The organism is Paeniglutamicibacter sulfureus, from assembly GCF_030512175.1.
Lineage (GTDB): Bacteria > Actinomycetota > Actinomycetes > Actinomycetales > Micrococcaceae > Paeniglutamicibacter > Paeniglutamicibacter sulfureus.
This window is the reverse complement of record NZ_JAULBL010000002.1, coordinates 1,227,234-1,244,396: the sequence shown is the minus strand read 5'-3', so window position 1 is coordinate 1,244,396 and position 17,163 is coordinate 1,227,234. Positions and strand designations below refer to the sequence as shown.

Genomic DNA, 17,163 nt, shown 5'->3' with positions numbered 1-17,163 from the left:
AACGGTTGTGGCCCCGCAAGGAATCCACAATAGTTGCGTGTGCGGGGACATTACCAAGTTCTTCTACCCCCAGAGCCTTACTTTAGGCAATAAGGACACCAAGTGGCAGGAAGCTGCCGCGGCAAATTGGCCGTGTCATCCCAAGTGGGAACTGTGGACCCAGCCTTCAAGCCGCCCAGCGCGGACTTTGGTCCATTGTCCGCGGCTGGCAATGACTTCCAGTTGCTCGCCGACAGCCAGCTGCGCGATGGCGCGGTAGTTTGCCGAGGCACCCCGGTAGAGCGTGGTCTCGGTGATGGTGACGGGGGTCTTCGAGACCACGTAGCGCAACTGGAGCTGGCTCGCCGGGACCCAGCCGGTTTCCTGATCCAGCATGATCCTTCGCCATGGTCCTAGTTTCCCGTTGACCTTCACCAAGGTTCCGGCCTGCATGATGCGCAGGATCGGGAAGCGGTCGCCGGCGTCCTTGCGGACGTTCAAGCGCACGGTGGTCGTGAACTCGGTTGGTGCCATGGCCTGTATGCCGGTGGCGGGGCGGCTCACGTTGATGCGAGCCAGGTAGGCGCTGGGAACCCAGCCGACGTCCTTGCCGGTGGAGATCTTGGCCCAGGTGCCAAGTTCGTCAACCTTCCGGACCTGGATGTTTGCCGCCAGCACGCGCAGCACCGGATAGTTGGTGCCAGAGCCCTTGCGCAGGTTCAGGTCGGCAGTGCTGCGGTGGGTGGGTATGAAGTCTTCGTCCGGCACTTCCGGCGCGCTGGGGGCTCCGCCCACCGATGCGGGATTTTCCGGCAGCTGGCCGGCGACCGGACGTACGGGAACCTGCGGGGGCTGCCGGGGCGCTTCGAGTCGTTCGAGACATTGGGCCGGGAGCCAGCCAAAGGTCTGTCCGTGCTGCACGCTGGCCCATAGCCCGCTGACTCGAAGCAGGTAGACCGGGGTGCTCTGGGGAATCAGGTACTGGACCGCGTAATGCCGGCCAGCCCCTTTGCGCAGCTTGAGTTCCGCGGAGGTCCGGTGCGTGGGTCCCGAGGCTTCCACCGGGGCGGAAATCGGCTCGGTGCGTGCGAAGTCGAGTTTCTTCATGCGGACAGTCTCCACCCGAAAGCGCCCGATCCGGGGTTGGTCAATGCCATACGTGCACGGACGTGAAACACGGTTATGACCTCACTGAACAAGTGGTTGACCTGGGAATGGAATGCATGGAGCAACGTCTTGCACGGCGTCACGGTTCGCCAGGATCGTTCACGAACAACCACGTATCGAGGCGCGGCACCTGGACATGCCTTACCCCATGTTATTGCACACACGGTCAAGGCCCCCAGTCGCGGACCGGGGGCCTTGATCACATCTTCGCCACGGGCAACTCCGCGACGATGGTTTCTAGCGTGCAGCCAGTTCGCTGTCCAGGCGAAGCAGGCCGTTGCCATCGTTGTTGATCATCTTCACGCGGTCCAGGATTTCACCGACGGTGGCTTCCTCTTCGACCTGTTCCTCGATGAACCAGGTCAGCATCGGCACCGAGTCGATGTCGCCCTCGTTGTGGGCCAGGCGGTAGAGGTCCCGGATGGATTCGGAGACCTTCTTCTCGTGGTCAAGGGAGGCCTGGAAAGCACCGTCAACCGTTACCACGTTCAGCCCGGGGGCACCGATGGCGCCGATCGCCGGGTGTGCTCCACGGTTGGTCATGTGGGCGATGAACTTCTCCGCGTGTACCAGTTCCTCGGCGGACTGTGCACGGAACCATGCGGCGATGCCGGGCAGGCTCAGGACATCCATTTCGATGGCCAACTGGCGGTACACCGTTGAGGCCTGGAGTTCCAGGGTGATCTGGTCGTTGAATGCGTCGGCAAGCTTTCCTGTAAGTTCCATGGCACACACGCTACGCGCTCCGCGGGGGCTTGTCACCGAAGTATGGCCGTACTTACCTCGGGCTAAATATGTCATGCATTTCGTACCGGCGAAGGGCTACCAAGGTGATGCTCACCTTGGTTCGCATGCCTTGGTCTCGACGGGTTTAAGAGGAAACGATGCGCTGCCCGGCATGGATCTTGGCAGCCGCCCGGTGGCCGTCGCGCACCCCAAGAAACAGGCCGACCAGCATGACGGCCAGCCCCGCCATCAGGGCTGCGGGATGGACAAAGCCAGGTAGCGTCACCAATGTTGAGAGGAGGCCTCCGGCTGCCATGATCACTGCGGCCAGCCAACAGCCTATGGTGCTCTTGTTCGCCGCCGCGTGATGGCCCAGCAGCCAGCACTTGTCGCAGTGGGTCAGGGCTGCGGTGCGGATCCCGATCCAGGCATTACGCCTGATTTGTCCGGTGGCCGCGGCTTTGATCATGTAGGCCATGGCAACCATGAGCAGCACCATGAATACCGTCATGATCAATTCGCTCAGTGTTTCGCCATCCATTGCGGGCTTCTCTCAGTGTGTTTCGCGGCCGGAATGCCCCTCCGGAGCGTGGGGCATCGCAGACAACGGTACGCCACCTTTCGCGTGGCCCGATATCCGTGGCAACGCGCCGGGTTTCCGGTGGCGGACCATTCGGGGCCGCCACCGGATGCCGTGGCGCGGTGGGCCGGTGCTAGCTGCTCAAGCCGGCGCGGCGCAGGGCCTCGGCCATGGCGGTGTTTGCGTTCGACCCGGGGGCGCTGGCCGGCCGGTGCTGTTGCGGTTTGCCGCCGCGCTGGTTTCCCTCGCCGCCGCGTGCCGGGCGTTGGCCCCGCTGTTCGTTGCGCTGCCCGTTGCCTCGCGGTGCCCGGTCCGTCCGCTCGGCTTTGGCCCCGGGCTCGTCATCCAGGCGCAGGGTAAGCGAGATGCGCTTGCGTTCCGGGTCGACCTCCAGCACCTTGACCTTGACAACCTGGCCCGATGTGACGACTTCGCGTGGATCGGAAATAAACTTGTTGCTCATCGCCGAGACATGGACCAGTCCGTCTTGGTGGACTCCCACGTCAACGAAAGCACCGAAGGCTGCCACATTGGAAACGGTGCCTTCCAGGATCATGCCGACTTGCAGGTCGCCGATCTTTTCCACGCCTTCCTTGAGGTTAGCGGTCTTGAAGTCCGGGCGCGGGTCACGGGCAGGCCGCACCAGTTCGGCGATCACGTCCTTGACCGTGGGCAGGCCGAATTGCTCGGTGACAAAGTCTGCGGCATTCAGGGTGGCCACCGACTGGTTGCCGGCGTCGGCGGCTGCCAGCAGGGTTTCGGCCAGCCCGTACGCCTCGGGGTGCACGGCGGAGGCATCCAGCGGCTGCTTGCCGCCGGTGATGCGCAGGAATCCGGCACATTGCTCAAAGGCCTTGGCTCCCAGGCGCGGAACCTTCAACAGGGACCGGCGGGTGGTGAAAGGGCCGTTCGCATTGCGGTGTTCGACGATGTTGCGGCTCAGCAACGAACCGACTCCGGCCACCCGGGCCAGCAGCGCCGGGGATGCGGTGTTCACATCCACGCCGACGGCGTTGACGCAGTCCTCGACCACGGCATCCAGGGAGCGGTCAAGCTTGGCCGGGGTCAAATCGTGCTGATACTGGCCCACGCCGATTGACTTGGGTTCGATCTTCACCAGTTCGGCCAGCGGATCCTGCAGTCGGCGGGCAATGGACACCGCACCTCGGATGGAGACATCCAGGTCCGGCAACTCGGCGCTTGCCAGCGCCGACGCCGAATACACCGATGCCCCGGCCTCGGAGACGATGACCTTGGCAGGCTTGTTGGTCAGCTTGGCGATGACCTCGCCGGCCAGCTTGTCGGTCTCGCGGCTTGCGGTCCCGTTGCCCACGGCAATCAGTTCGGTGCCGTGCTTGGTCGCCAGTGCCACCAGGGTCGCCACGGAGGCATCCCATTTGTTGGCCGGGGCGTGCGGGTAGATGGTGGCAATGTCGACCACTTTGCCGGTGGCGTCGACGACGGCAACCTTCACCCCGGTGCGCAACCCGGGGTCCAGCCCCAGCACGGCCCGGTTTCCGGCAGGGGCGGCCAGCAGCACGTCGCGCAGGTTGGCGGCGAAGACCTTGACACTGGCTTCCTCCGCGGCCTCGAAGAGCCGCGTGCGCAGATCCGCCTCCAACCGTGCCAACAGGCGTCCGCGCCAGGCCAGGCGAACGGTTTGTGCCAGCCACTTGCCGGCCGGCGCATCGGCAGCGGCCTTGATGCCCAGCGAACGGGCGACGGCGGCCTCATATCCGGCCCGCGCCTCGGTGAGCGCCGCCTCGTCGCGCGGGTCGGCCTCGGCCAGCTCCAGGCTCAGCGCACCCTCGCGTTCCCCGCGCAGCAGCGCGAGGATGCGGTGCGAGGGCTGGGTGGCAACGGGCTGCACGAAGTCTTCGTAGTCGGAGAACTTCGAGGCATCCGCGGCAGGGGCGCCGGATGCGATCTTGGACGAGATCTTCCCTCGTGTCCACAGCCGTTCGCGCAATTCGGACACAAGCACCGCGTCCTGCGAGGCACGTTCGGTGAGAATGGCCCGGGCACCGGCCAGGGCATCGGATGCCGCATTGACCTCGTGCTCGGGGTTTAGGAAGGTGGCTGCCAACGCTTCGGGATCCTGGGCGGGATCGCGGATCAGCGAGTCGGCCAGCGGCTCGAGTCCGGCCTCGCGGGCGATCTGGGCGCGGGTGCGGCGCTTGGACTTGTAAGGCAGATACAGGTCCTCCAATTCGGCCTTGGTGCCGGCGGCCATGATGGCGGCCCGCAGCTCGTCGGTGAGTTTCCCCTGCTCCTCGATGGCCTTCAGGATCGCTTCCCGGCGGTCCTCCAATTCACGCAGGTAGCGCAGCCGCTCCTCAAGCAGGCGCAGCTGGGTGTCGTCCAGGGTTCCGGTGGCTTCCTTGCGGTATCGGGCAATGAAGGGGACGGTCGATCCGGCATCGAGCAATTCGACGGCGGCCTTCACCTGCCAGTCGGCAACCGAAGCACCCCCGGAAGTTAACTCGGCGGCAATGGTCTGGATTATTCGCATCTGGCTCACCCACACTAGTTTGCCGCATCCGTAGCACTGCCCGCGGACACCGACCGGCGACGCCTGGCGTGTGTCGCCTCCGTCCTTGCCCTTGATTCGGGGATTGCCCCGTACCGGTGCTACGTTGGCCACAGGACTCGACACGGGGTGCCGCCTGGCGGCTGAGAGATAGACCCGTTGAACCTGATCTCGATAATCCGAGCGAAGGGATGCCGGTCCGGCTTGAACTGCCCTCGTACCCCAAATTCCTGGACGCCCGTCGGCTGGTTCCATGGCATCCCTTCGCCCAACAGAAGGGTGCAAGAAATGCTTATCAAGGACCAAATCGTGTTGATCACCGGGGCCGGACGCGGACTCGGGGCAGACCTGGCCCGGGCCTTTGCGCGCGAGGGCGCACGGCTCGTATTGAACTACCGCTCCAGCGAAACCGCCGCCCGGGAACTGGCAGCCGAGTTCGGGGCCGATCGCGCGATCGCGGTCCAAGCCGATGTCGCGAACACGGATCAAGTCTCCCAATTGGTGGCCGGGGCGCACGAACATTTTGGTGCTCCCATCACCACTGTCGTCAACAACGCCCTGCCCGATTTTTCGTTCAATGGCGACGCCCGTGCCAAGGCCGATGGAATCGGCTACATGGCTTTCGGGGAGCAGTTCACCGGCATCGTTGGCGGTGCGCTGAACACGATCCAGGCAACCCTGCCCGGCATGAGAACCGCGGGCTTTGGCAACATCGTCAACATCGGGACAAACCTCTTCCAGAACCCCGTGGTCCCCTACCACGACTACACCGCGGCCAAGGCTGCCCTGCTGGCCATGACCCGCACGTTCGCGGCCGACCTCGGCCCGGAAAACATCCGCGTGAACATGATCTCCGGCGGCCTGCTTCGCACCACCGATGCCTCCGCCGCCACCCCGGAAGCGGTCTTCGACCTGATCGCCGGCTCCACGCCACTGCGCAGGGTCACTTCCCCGGCGGAGTTCGCCGACGCCGCACTGCTGTTCGCTTCACCGTGGTCCCGGGCGGTGACCGGGCAGAACCTGGTTGTCGACGGCGGCCTGGTGATGAACTAGGGGTCCGGTAAAGCATCGTGGACGCCACACGCCAATTGCACCTGAACGCCTTCATCTACGGGGCGGGCCACCACACCATGGGATGGCGCCACCCCGACTCCAGCGCCGACCGCGTCGGCGACATTTCCTACTACGAGGAACTTGCCCGGATTGCCGAGCGCGGTTGCCTGGATGCTGTCTTTTTTGCCGACGGGCAGAGCGTGAACCATGAATACGCGGCAGGTATCCCGTGGTTCCTGGAACCGGTGACTGCTCTCAGTGCCATGGCCCGTGCCACCAGCCGCATCGGGTTGGTCACCACGATCTCGGCGAGTTTCTACACGCCCTTCCACGCCGCCAGGCTGCTGGCCTCGCTGGACCACATCAGCGGCGGGCGGGCGGGCATCAACGTGGTGACCTCCATGTTTGACGCCGAGGCCCGCAATCATTCCATGGATTCCCTGCCGCCTCATGCCCAGCGCTACGAGCGCGCCGAAGAGTTTGTTGTCGCGTTGCAGGAGTTGTGGGATTCCTGGTCAGATTCTGCACTGCTGGTTGACCGGGAAGCCGGACGTTACCTTGATCCGGCGCAGGTCCGGCCGATCAACCACCGCGGCAACCATTTCTCTGTCGCCGGCCCGCTGACAGTCCCCCGGTGCCCGCAAGGGCGGCCGGTGCTGTTCCAGGCGGGATCCTCGGAAGCCGGCCGCTCCTTTGCGGCCCGCCATGCCGAAGCCATTTACTCCGTTTCCTGGGACAGGGAATCGGCAGCCGAGTATGCCGCCGACATCCGGCGACTACTGGATCTTGCCGGACGCTCCAAGGACCCGGTTCCCGTGCTTCCCGGGCTGGTCACGTACATCGGTGCCACGCGGGAAGAGGCATGGGAAAAGAAGCGCGTGCTGGATTCCTTCATTGACACCGGGTCGGCCATCGCCCAACTCAATATGTTCACCGGCCAGGACTACAACACCCATCCGCTGGACGACAGGGTGGATCCGCTGCCCCCGGCCGAGGACTTCACCGGCCCACAAGGCCGCTACCTGACCGTTCAGCGCATCATCGAAACCCAGCACCCCACGCTTCGCGAACTGCTGGGGTTCCTGGCCGCGGGCGGGGGCCATGCAACCATGATCGGCACCCCCGCCGAGATCGCGGACGAGATCGAGGAATGGTTCATGTCGGGCGCCTGTGAGGGCTTCAACCTCATGTGCCCAAGTTATCCGGCGGGATTGGATGATTTTGTGGGATTGGTCGTACCGATCCTCCAAGAGCGCGGCCTGTTCCGCTCCGCCTACCCGGGAACCACGCTGCGCGAAACACTGGGCCTGGCCAGGCCTGCGCGCCTGGAAACCGTGTCGGCACGCGGATAGCAGTTCATCTCCAGGGTGGGAGCACTCATGGGTTACCCAGAGTTCTCCCACCGGGGAACAACTAAGATGGAACCCATGACATTTTCACGCTCCAAAAGTGCACTGCTGATTTCCGGCGCAGTCCTCCTGCTCTCGGCGACCGGTTGCGCAACCATTGCCGACACGGCCTCTTCCGCAGCTTCCTCCGCCGCCACGCAACTGGCCGACGGCGCCAAGAAGGAACTCATCAAGCAAGCTTGTGCCCCCATCCAGGACGGCACCATCAACGCAGCCGACCTCAAGGTCGTTGCCTCCATGGTCGACGCCGTCCGCGAGGGCGGGCTGCCCCCGGAGATCGTCAGCGCACTTGACGATGTGGCTGCCTCCGGCGACCAGGTCCCGGCCGATGTACAGGCCCGGCTCGTTACCGCCTGCGACAACGCCCTGGTCTAGGAAAATGAGCGACAGCCATGAGTAGGTCCCGTCGTCGAGGCAGTGCCGTCCCGGTGCTTGTCTTGTGCGTAGCGGTCGTCGCCGGAACGTGGTTGTTGCTTCCCAAGGTCAACGGCGGTTACGGGGACCGAACGGGTGACCCGGACGCAAGCGCAACGGTTCAGCATGTGGTCGACGGTGACACCCTCTACCTCATGCTGGACGGCGAACGAACCAAGGTCCGGCTGCTAAACGTCGACGCACCGGAGATTCCCCGCCCGGACCAACCCGGGGAATGCTTCGGCCGGCAGGCGGCCGAATTCCTGGCCAAGAAACTGCCCAAGGGTGCGGAGGTCGAGCTGCAATTCGATGCCGAACGCCTGGACCAATATGGGCGGACCCTCGCCGCACTGAGCCACGGGGGAGAATTCATCAACGGAGCCCTCGTGGCATCCGGACACGCGACGGCAATGAAGGTCGAGCCCAACGTGAGATTCTACGAGCAACTGCGCGATGCACAACGGCAGGCCCAACAGATCGAGGCGGGGATGTTTGATCCTGCCAACGGTTGCGGCTGAACGAGCTCACGCCCTCGTTGGCAGTCGAAGCAACCCGGCATGGCCGGGAACAGCTCCAGTCGGCTCGCTCTCTGCTCAATAACCGTGCCCGATGTCCTGCGATGGATAGACTGACGGGGTGAAGCAGGAATCCAAGGCCGTCAGAATCGATGCCTGGTTATGGTCGATTCGAATCTATAAGACCCGCTCGGCGGCAACGACAGCCTGCCGCGCCGGCCACGTGCGCCTAAACGACAAACCCGCCAAGGCCGCACAGATTGTCGTTCCGGGAGACACCATCCGGGTCAGGCAATCCGGATTCGACAGGATCCTCGAAGTGACCGCCGTAATATCCAAGAGGGTGGGTGCCGACATCGCCGCCCGCTGCTATCTCGACCACACCCCGGTCCGGCCCAAGGAAGTCATCCCGCAGGTTCCCGTCAGGGACAGGGGCGCCGGCCGGCCGACGAAAAAGGACCGACGCGAGATGGAACGGCTTCGAGACCACTTCCATTAGCGCCAGGGATACGATGGCAGATGGTAGCCGGTTGCACCAGACGCATCCGCAATGACTCACGAGGAGAAGCATGGCCCGGAACACAAGCTGGAACGAACTATCAGTCGTGGCACGATGGCGAATCACCGTTATGGGAATTGCCCAGCTGGCTCTCCAATTCGTGGCCCTGCGCGACCTGGTCAAACGCCCTGCGTTGGAAGTCAACGGTCCAAAGAGCGCCTGGGCCGCAGCGACGTTCATTAACTTCCTTGGGCCCCTTGCATATCTTGCCTTCGGACGCGCAAAGAAAAAGTAGCCCCGCTCATTCTTTATTTGAGAATGCTGTAGGTCGACACCATCGGATGGCTGGGCGCGGGCGCGTCGGCCAAGATTTTGCTGGCCGATGGTGGGCGACGCTTCCCACCTTTTGGGGCGAAGCGTCTACTGCCAGTGCATCTTCCAGGCGATGGAAAGTGTTCAGAGGAACATCCCGTTCGCGCCTCCACGCTTGACGCCATGTAAGGGGCCGGGTCCTAGACTGGGCCGCACGAGTCATAATCCATTCACCGTATGGTTATCACGAACAGGCACGTCGCCCGGGGATCCAGCGTCCTGAAACTCCCCTCGATGGGTCATCCAAGTCGGACACTCGGCCATAATTCACTCTGTTTTCCGTAACTTGTACTCTTTTGTGCGCTTCATTCGCCAACCGGCTATTCAACATGGCTAATATGGGAATGAAATACAGCGAAAAATATAGTTTTTGGGCACTGGTCGTTGGTTCTGCGTTTGATTTATTGTGCGCTAGTGCTATATTTTCAGATTCCTTTAGGAGCCCTCCAATGCAGCCTCGCATACGAGTCCATTTAGCAGACGGTGATTACTTTCTTCGGCTTGGACTCGAAAGTCTCTTGGCATCAAGCCCCGATGTTGAGCTCGAGGCAGTCACAGGAACTGGCGACGAAGCCATCGAAGCCGCCCTGGACAAGCGACCCGATCTAGTTCTCATGGAAACCACCATTAGAGATGTCTCCAGCCCGGAGGCCACCAAGCGGATATTGGCGGGTGCCCCGGCGACCAGGGTTGTCATGCTTTCGGCGGCTCACGACATAGAAACCATGACCCGAGCGCATTCAGCGGGTGCCTGCAGCTATCTGGCCAAGAATGCCGTTTCGACTGATCTCGGAGTAGCGCTTCGGATGATCCACTCGGGAAACATGATCTTTTCCAAGCCAGCCGATGCAGATCAGTTCCCACCTCATTCCACAAGCAAGTACGACTTCAAGTCGCAGCTCCTGCGTCAAGCGAGCCCGCGGGATCGACGCTTGCTGCATTCCCTGACGCAAGGCTACACAAATGCCCAGATAGCCTCACTTCTTCACGTCAGTGAAGGGACCGTGAAGGCCCAACTTGCGAAAATCATGGAACCGCTCGACATCAGCAACCGTGTTCAACTCGCGGTGCTTGTCGTCCAGGCCGGACTTCTCGATGACGTCCGGCCGACCGCACCCCTCAGTGCCGGCCCCTTGCGCTATGCAACACCCAGAGCTTGATTCCCGGGTCCGCTGTCAGTAGCCCAGGAAGGGATCATAGGAATTGATCAGCTTCCCACCGCTCAGATAAAGGCGCAGATTTTTGGTGAAGAGTTCCATCAGGCGTGCGTTCTCGGCGTCCACATTTGCGGCCGTATGTGGCGACAGTATGAGATTCGGCGCATCCCACAAGGGATGGCCTGCCGGCAGGGGTTCAGGATCCGTCACGTCAAGTACGGCTCCACCAAGACGACCTGCGTTCAAGGACTCGACTACAGATTCCTGGTCGAGTACCGGACCTCGTGCCAGGTTCACGAGCAGGGCACCCACCTTCATGGAGGAAATTCGCTGCCGGTTGAAGAGGCCTCTGGTTTCCTCGGTCAGCGGGCACGCCAAGACCACGATGTCGTACTCCCCCAGGTCGCAATCCTGCAAGGCGACGGACCTTTCGAAAGGCTGGCCAAGGACTCTGGTGCCGCGAATCGTTCCATCGCACCTGACTCCCATGAAGCTCAGGGTCCTTGCCACTTCGCTACCGATGCTGCCCGCGCCAACGATCAAGGCTTTTTGGCCATAGAGTGTGTTCGACGCCCCGGTCGCCCACCGTTGCTGATCTTTTTGGGATCCCAAGCGCGGTAGTTCTCGAACGAAGTACAGCAACCCGGCCAGTGCGAATTCAGCCAGTGGCTTGGCGTGGACACCCGCTGCAGTGGTAATCCGAACCTGGTTCTCGGTGTGCCCCAGTGCCTCGGCCCGCACTCCAACACCTGCCTGCGTGGCCTGGATCCACTCGAGGTTCGGGCTGTGCTCCCGCCAGGCCTTTGGCTGCCACCAGTCAAAGTCAAACATGATGGTGGCGTCCGCCAAGTGAGTTCGCCATTCGGCGATTTGGCTCTCGCGCAGATCGCGTTGCCTTCCCCGGTGGTCGGCGCCGAACTGTGGGACCGGCAGCAGTTCGGCTCGGTAGACGACGTCGATCTCGGGCAGATCGGCGATCAGCTTGTCGACCAATTCCTTCTGGAGATACGAGCAGATCAATACCTGTGGACGCATGAAATTCCTAGACCTCTTTCAACGGGTGACAACCGGGATTCGAACTCCATTAGTAGGCGTTACCGTAACTGGCGTCACCAAAACGACACGCCCGTGACTCCCTGCCCATTCGAACAGGCTATCGGTGCCCATTGGATAAAGTGAGCGCATGACTACACACGTGGGCGATCAAAAGGGGTCCGGCGAGGCCCCTGTTCCTCGGCACCACCAATTAATCGTCTCGCTCTTCGGCCTGTATGCACGCCAACACGGCGGCGCCCTGGCCGTGGCCACCATCATTTCCCTGATGCAAGACATCGGCGTCGAATCCACGGGGACCAGGTCGTCGATATCCCGTCTGAAGAAGCGCGGCGTCATTGACAGTATTCAGGTCAACGGCCGCAACGGATATGCATTGGCGCCGTCGGTCATCGAAACGTTTGTTGAGGGCGATGAACGAATTTTCCACCCGCGTCGGGCCAAGGCAGATGACCAATGGCTTCTGGCTACGTTCACCGTGCCCGAATCCCAACGCAACATCCGGCACAAGATCCGTTCATCCCTGGTGCGGATGGGCTTTGGTTCGGTCACTCCAGGTCTATGGATTGCCCCGGGGCATCTACGCGACTCGGTGCTCGCCTACTTTGATACCCGTGGATTGAACGAATACCTCGAATTCTTCATGGCTGATCATATTGGCGACGCCGACCTGCGTAAGAACATCGGGACGTGGTGGGACTTGCCGGCGCTTGACGCCCTGTATTCCGATTTTCTGGATCGCAATCGTGGGCTATTGAGCGCCTGGGCCCGGCGAAGCAAGTCGGGCAGCAATCCGGAATCCGACGCCCTCGCCTTTGCGGACTACCTCGTGCTGATCACCCAATGGCGGCGTCTGCCCTACCTCGATCCCGGGCTGCCCATCAAATTCCTGCCGGAGAACTGGAATGCGCTGGAGGCCGAGCATCTCTTCCAGGAACTCCACGCACTTTTGTCGCCCTGCGCCCAGCGCCATGCCGACCGCGCCATTGACAACAACGCGGCGGCCCGCTGACGGACGATCCCGGCTCAAGAAAAAGCCGTGCCGCGCAACCTTCCCCTTTCCCAGGGATTCGGTTGCACGGCACGGCATTCTTATTTAATTCAGAGGGTAGTCACGTCCTGGGGGAAACTAGGCGCGATCCTGGATCACTGCCACGCCCTGGATTTCAATGAGGGCTTCCTTCTGCCAAAGGCGGCTGACGCCAATGCCGGCCATGGCCGGATATTTGCTGCCCGCCATTTCGCGCCAAAGCCGGCCGATCTCCCTGCCATTGGCCATGTAGTCATCTACGTCGGTGAGGTAAATGGTCACGGAGACCAAGTCCTCGGGATGGCCGCCGGCCTCGGCCAGGGTCGCCAGGACATTCGAGAACGCTTGCTTGAACTGATCGACGATGTTGCCCGGAACGATCTTCATGTCCTTGTCCAGGGCTGTCTGCCCGCCCAGATAAACGGTCGTGCCCGCGAGCACGCCATGCGCGAATCCAGAAGGCTTGCCTAGGGAATCCGGATTGATGGTGAGGTTCTGGAAGAGGGTGGTTTCGGTCATCGTGCTCTCCTAAGTATTCTCTTGGCGATTGCGGCTGTTCCGCTCTGGCGCCGGACTGGTGACGCGTGTTACATTGAGGATACGTGACGGCGGTCAAAAAGTCGACACACATGGATTTGATGATTAGCAAGGGACCGAGGAATGAAACTCGCAACAATTCGACACGCTGGAAGCACCACCGCTGCCTTGGTGGTGGGCGACGCTTTTCAGCCACTGCCCGCAGGCAATCTCAGCGATCTCTTGGGCATGCCCGCGTGGAAGCAAATTGTCAGTGAGGCCGCTTCGGAACATCCCGGTCTCGCCGCCGTCCCGGCATCCGACGTCGAGATCCTCAACCCCGTGCCAACACCCGCCAAGGTCATCTGCTGCGGCTTGAATTACTCGGATCACATCCTTGAGATGGGTCGCGACCTTCCGGCATATCCCACGCTCTTCGCCAAATTCGCTGATACGCTGACCGACCCCGATGCACAGATCGTTGCCGACGAATCCGTGGACCTCGATTGGGAAGCCGAGCTTGCGGTAGTGGTTGGAACCACCCTGCAAAACGCCGGCGAGGACGAGGCGGCCGCAGCCATCGCCGGCTACACCGTGGCCAACGACATCTCCATGCGTGATTGGCAGCGCCGGACCCTCCAGTGGCTCCAGGGCAAGGCCTTCGACCGCACCACTCCGCTGGGTCCGGTCATGGTCACAGCCGATGAGATCAATCCAGAGGCCGGGCTCGAGGTCATTTGCACGCTCAACGGCACCGAAGTCCAACGCGGCAATACCAAGACGCTGGTTTTCTCCGCTGCCAAGCTCCTGTCCTACATCTCCACCTTCACCATCCTGCGGCCCGGAGATGTCGTCCTCACCGGTACCCCCGGCGGTGTCGGCATGGGCATGAACCCGCCGCTCTTCCTGAAGGACGGGGATGAACTGATCACCGAGATCCCCGGCATCGGGACCCTGAGGAACATCGTCCGGACCCGCGTCACTGCCGACCTCTAGACAGCGCGCACCAACAATCCCACCATCCAGGAAAGCCAAGGAGAACAGCTCATGAGCAACACCACCCCCACGATCTACCGCACCGAAGGCGACAACGCCATCTACGCCAACGCCGATGGCGTCGTGGTCCCCGTGGTCACCCGCAAGGGCGAGGAAGACACCAACACGGCGCAATCCGGCGACTGCATCCGCGTTTCCGGGGTCAGCATCCAGCACACACCGGCCACCAAGATCTGGTTCGGCCAGGTCTCCAACACACCCGGCTACCGCTCCCTGCCCCACCACCACGGCGAGGCCGAGACCGGTGGATACGTGCTCAGGGGTCATGGGCGGATCTACTTTGGCGAGAACTACGAGCAGTTCCTGGACATGACCGCCGGGGACTGGGTCTTTGTCCCGCCGTTCATGCCTCACGTCGAAGCGAACATGTCGATCACCGAGGACCTGGTCTGGCTGACCGCGCGCACCCCGGAAAACATCGTCGTGAACCTCGAGGATGTCGCCGACGAAAGCCTGGAAGGATACCGCCGGGCATGAGCTCACAAATCTTCCTCGATGCCATCGACATGACCTCCTGCGAGGCCGAGTTCTTTGACCAGGCCTACACCGCCATCCCCCAATATGTTCCGTGGCCCAAGGCCTACGGCGGGGACATGGTGGCCCAAGCGGCCACGGCCATGATGCGGTCGGTGGGCCAGGACAGGGAACTGCATTCAATGCACTCCTACTTCCTGCGTCCCGTGGACATGCACGTGCCCGTCCGCTACGAAGTCGAGCTCATGCGTGACGGCCGCGGCTACTCCACCCGACAGGTGCGTGGATTCCAGAACGGCAAGGCGGTCTACACCGCACTCGGCTCCTTCCACGTCCCGGAGACCGGACCCGAGCAGTCTTCCACGGCCCCCGCGGAATACCTTGACCTGGATCCCGAAACCCTGGCCAGCGCCGCGACGGTGCTCGCCGAGGCCGAGGGCCCGGTCGCGGAATACTGGTCGGCCGGCCGGTCCTTCGACATGCGCCATGTCCCGGGAGCCCTGTACCTCGAGGTGGACGGGGCATCGGCCGCCCACCAGGCTGTCTGGGTAAAGGCCTTCACCGAGCTCCCCGACGATGCCATCACCCAGCGTGCGGCACTGGCCTATGTTTGCGACTACACCATCCTGGAGCCGCTGCTGCGGACCCAAAACCTGTCCTGGAGCACCGAGGGACTGGTAACCGCGAGCCTTGACCACTCCATGTGGTTCCACCGCCCCGGGCGCGTGGACGACTGGGTGCTTTACGTCCAGGAAGCCATCTCCAGCCAAAACAACCGCGGCCTGGCGCTGGGCCGCTTTTACACCCGTGACGGCCAGCTTCTGGCCACCGTTGCCCAGGAGGGCATGATCCGCGGACCCCGCGGCTAAGGCACCACCGCACCAACGCCCCACCCTTGAAAATCGACTCCTGGAAAGAGACGGCAAGTTCATGGAATTATCGCTTTCGGCCCACCACGACACGTTCACGCGTGACCACCTGCCGCCGCAGGAATTGTGGCCCACCCTGGAATTCACATTGCCAGAGCTGCAATACCCCGATCGGCTCAACGCAGCCACGGTCCTGATCGATGACGCCGTCGCGGCCTTCGGGCCCGACCGTCCGGCGCTGCTGGCACCGGACGGGTCGCGGCAGAGCTACGGCGAGCTGCTGACCCGGGCCAACCAGGTCGCCCAGGTCCTCACCGAGGACTTCGGGATCATCCCGGGAAACCGGGTCATGCTTCGGGCACCGAACAACGCGTGGCTCGTGGCCTGCTGGCTCGGCGTGTTGAAGGCCGGCGCCGTGGTGGTCACCACCATGCCCGCCCTGCGCGCCCCGGAAATCGGCAAGCTCGCGACCCTGACCAGGCCCTCGCTGATGCTCTGCGACCACCGATTCCTGGACCACGCCCGTGAGGCCGCCGGCTCGGCCTACCCGGTCGTCGCGGTCGGCTCCGCCGATGCCCTGGACCTGGTAGCCCGCACCGGTTCCAAGTCCGGTGAATTCACCAACGTCGAAACCGCTGCCGACGACGTGGCACTGCTTGGACCCACCTCCGGGACCACCGGCGTCCCGAAGATCACCATGCACTTCCACCGGGACATCCTGGCCAACGCGGACACCTTCGCCCGGCACATCCTGGCACCAACCCCGGACGACGTCTTCGCCGGATCCCCTCCGCTGGCCTTCACCTTCGGCCTGGGCGGATTGGTGGTGTTCCCGCTGCGCTTTGGCGCCAGCACCCTCCTCACCGAGCGCACCACCCCGGTGGAGTTGGCGCAGTATTCCCACGACGCCGGTGCCACGATCCTCTTCACCGCACCCACCGCCTACCGCGCCATCCTCAAGGAGGGCAAGGCGGACCTGCTGCGACCCCTGCGCCTGGCCATCTCCGCCGGTGAACACCTTCCGGCGGCAACCTGGCAGCAGGTCCACGATGCCACGGGCCTGTCGCTGATTGACGGAATAGGCTCCACCGAATTGCTGCACGTCTTCATCTCCGCAGCCGGCGACGACATCCGCCCGGGCGCCACGGGAATCCCGGTGCCCGGCTACCGCGCCACCATCCTTGATCCGGAAGGTAACGAACTGGGACCCGACGAGTCCGGACGGCTGGCAGTGATCGGCCCCACCGGCTGCCGGTACCTCGACGACGAGCGCCAGCACGCCTATGTCTCCAACGGCTGGAACGTCACGGGAGACACCTTCGTGAGGGACGCCGACGGCTACTTTACGTACCAGGCGCGCAGCGACAACATGATCATTTCCTCCGGCTACAACATCGGCGGCCCCGAGGTCGAGGAAGCCATCATGCAGCACGACGATGTGCTGGAAACGGCGGTAGTGGCCCGGCCCGACGAGCAACGCGGCTCGGTGGTGTGCGCCTTCGTGGTCCTCGTCGAGGGCGTCGCCGGTTCCGAGGCGAAGGCCAAGGAGATCCAGGACTTCGTCAAGTCAGTCATCTCCCCCTACAAGTACCCGCGCGACATCCGGTTTGTCGATGAGCTTCCGCGGAACCCCAGCGGCAAGCTCCAGCATTTCAAGCTGCGCGAAGCCCTATCCGAGTCCCACGCATCCTAGCTTTCCCCCCTCCCACCCAACTTAGGCAGCAACGCTCGGCCCCCACCGGCCGCACCGTGTCACAGAAAAGG

Annotated in this window: 18 protein-coding genes and 1 riboswitch; of the genes, 12 read left to right on the top strand and 6 right to left on the bottom strand. The window is 62.9% G+C overall.

Annotated features, from left to right (window positions below; all coding sequences use genetic code 11):
- Window positions 1-135: 135 nt before the first annotated feature.
- The 4 genes from Q2T94_RS12370 to Q2T94_RS12355 all read right to left on the bottom strand — a co-directional run bounded on the left by Q2T94_RS12370 (window position 136) and on the right by Q2T94_RS12355 (window position 4,964).
- Complete coding sequence (locus Q2T94_RS12370) at window positions 136-1,086, bottom strand: SH3 domain-containing protein (RefSeq protein WP_302264690.1); 951 nt, start codon at window positions 1,084-1,086, stop codon at window positions 136-138.
- A 297-nt stretch (window positions 1,087-1,383) separates the two neighbouring features.
- Window positions 1,384-1,872 (bottom strand): ferritin, encoded by a 489-nt coding sequence (locus tag Q2T94_RS12365; protein WP_264270076.1) that lies wholly within the window; start codon window positions 1,870-1,872, stop codon window positions 1,384-1,386.
- Window positions 1,873-2,017: 145 nt separating this feature from the next.
- Window positions 2,018-2,413 (bottom strand): hypothetical protein, encoded by a 396-nt coding sequence (locus Q2T94_RS12360; protein WP_302264689.1) that lies wholly within the window; start codon window positions 2,411-2,413, stop codon window positions 2,018-2,020.
- A 172-nt stretch (window positions 2,414-2,585) separates the two neighbouring features.
- A complete protein-coding gene (locus Q2T94_RS12355) occupies window positions 2,586-4,964 on the bottom strand; it encodes a Tex family protein (RefSeq protein WP_302264688.1) in 2,379 nt (792 codons plus the stop codon).
- 133 nt (window positions 4,965-5,097) lie between these two features.
- Window positions 5,098-5,191, top strand: a riboswitch (TPP riboswitch).
- Window positions 5,192-5,270: 79 nt separating this feature from the next.
- Between Q2T94_RS12355 and Q2T94_RS12350 the strand changes: the two genes are divergently transcribed.
- From Q2T94_RS12350 to Q2T94_RS12320, 7 genes are all read left to right on the top strand, one after another.
- Window positions 5,271-6,035, top strand: coding sequence for a 3-oxoacyl-ACP reductase (locus Q2T94_RS12350; protein WP_302264687.1), 765 nt, complete (start codon window positions 5,271-5,273; stop codon window positions 6,033-6,035).
- Window positions 6,036-6,052: 17 nt separating this feature from the next.
- Window positions 6,053-7,387, top strand: coding sequence for an LLM class flavin-dependent oxidoreductase (locus Q2T94_RS12345; RefSeq protein WP_302264686.1), 1,335 nt, complete (start codon window positions 6,053-6,055; stop codon window positions 7,385-7,387).
- Window positions 7,388-7,462: 75 nt separating this feature from the next.
- Window positions 7,463-7,819, top strand: coding sequence for a hypothetical protein (locus Q2T94_RS12340; protein WP_302264684.1), 357 nt, complete (start codon window positions 7,463-7,465; stop codon window positions 7,817-7,819).
- Between the two features lie 17 nt (window positions 7,820-7,836).
- Window positions 7,837-8,376 (top strand): thermonuclease family protein, encoded by a 540-nt coding sequence (locus tag Q2T94_RS12335; protein WP_302264682.1) that lies wholly within the window; start codon window positions 7,837-7,839, stop codon window positions 8,374-8,376.
- 118 nt (window positions 8,377-8,494) lie between these two features.
- Window positions 8,495-8,872 (top strand): RNA-binding S4 domain-containing protein, encoded by a 378-nt coding sequence (locus Q2T94_RS12330; protein ID WP_302264681.1) that lies wholly within the window; start codon window positions 8,495-8,497, stop codon window positions 8,870-8,872.
- Between the two features lie 70 nt (window positions 8,873-8,942).
- Window positions 8,943-9,167, top strand: coding sequence for a PLDc N-terminal domain-containing protein (locus Q2T94_RS12325; RefSeq protein WP_367281540.1), 225 nt, complete (start codon window positions 8,943-8,945; stop codon window positions 9,165-9,167).
- 421 nt (window positions 9,168-9,588) lie between these two features.
- Window positions 9,589-10,404 (top strand): LuxR C-terminal-related transcriptional regulator, encoded by an 816-nt coding sequence (locus Q2T94_RS12320; RefSeq protein WP_302264679.1) that lies wholly within the window; start codon window positions 9,589-9,591, stop codon window positions 10,402-10,404.
- A 15-nt stretch (window positions 10,405-10,419) separates the two neighbouring features.
- Here the strand turns inward: Q2T94_RS12320 and Q2T94_RS12315 are convergent, their stop codons facing one another.
- A complete protein-coding gene (locus Q2T94_RS12315) occupies window positions 10,420-11,436 on the bottom strand; it encodes a D-2-hydroxyacid dehydrogenase (protein ID WP_302264678.1) in 1,017 nt (338 codons plus the stop codon).
- A 148-nt stretch (window positions 11,437-11,584) separates the two neighbouring features.
- On the opposite strand from Q2T94_RS12315, the gene Q2T94_RS12310 reads away from it, so the two are divergent.
- Complete coding sequence (locus Q2T94_RS12310) at window positions 11,585-12,466, top strand: PaaX family transcriptional regulator (protein ID WP_302264677.1); 882 nt, start codon at window positions 11,585-11,587, stop codon at window positions 12,464-12,466.
- A 117-nt stretch (window positions 12,467-12,583) separates the two neighbouring features.
- Here the strand turns inward: Q2T94_RS12310 and Q2T94_RS12305 are convergent, their stop codons facing one another.
- On the bottom strand, window positions 12,584-13,003 hold the full coding sequence (locus Q2T94_RS12305; protein WP_264270087.1) for a RidA family protein: 420 nt from the start codon (window positions 13,001-13,003) through the stop codon (window positions 12,584-12,586).
- A 141-nt stretch (window positions 13,004-13,144) separates the two neighbouring features.
- Here Q2T94_RS12305 and Q2T94_RS12300 point away from each other — a divergent pair, with 141 nt between their 5' ends.
- The 4 genes from Q2T94_RS12300 to Q2T94_RS12285 all read left to right on the top strand — a co-directional run bounded on the left by Q2T94_RS12300 (window position 13,145) and on the right by Q2T94_RS12285 (window position 17,092).
- A complete protein-coding gene (locus Q2T94_RS12300; protein ID WP_302264675.1) occupies window positions 13,145-13,996 on the top strand; it encodes a fumarylacetoacetate hydrolase family protein in 852 nt (283 codons plus the stop codon).
- A gap of 51 nt (window positions 13,997-14,047) precedes the next feature.
- Window positions 14,048-14,533: a cupin domain-containing protein gene (locus Q2T94_RS12295; RefSeq protein ID WP_302264673.1), complete on the top strand. Its 486-nt coding sequence runs from the start codon at window positions 14,048-14,050 to the stop codon at window positions 14,531-14,533.
- Window positions 14,530-15,399 (top strand): acyl-CoA thioesterase, encoded by an 870-nt coding sequence (locus tag Q2T94_RS12290; protein WP_302264672.1) that lies wholly within the window; start codon window positions 14,530-14,532, stop codon window positions 15,397-15,399. The genes Q2T94_RS12295 and Q2T94_RS12290 overlap by 4 nt, the downstream gene beginning before the upstream one ends.
- A 61-nt stretch (window positions 15,400-15,460) precedes the next feature.
- Window positions 15,461-17,092, top strand: a complete 1,632-nt coding sequence (locus Q2T94_RS12285) for an AMP-binding protein (RefSeq protein WP_302264669.1) — start codon at window positions 15,461-15,463, stop codon at window positions 17,090-17,092.
- Window positions 17,093-17,163 lie beyond the last annotated feature (71 nt).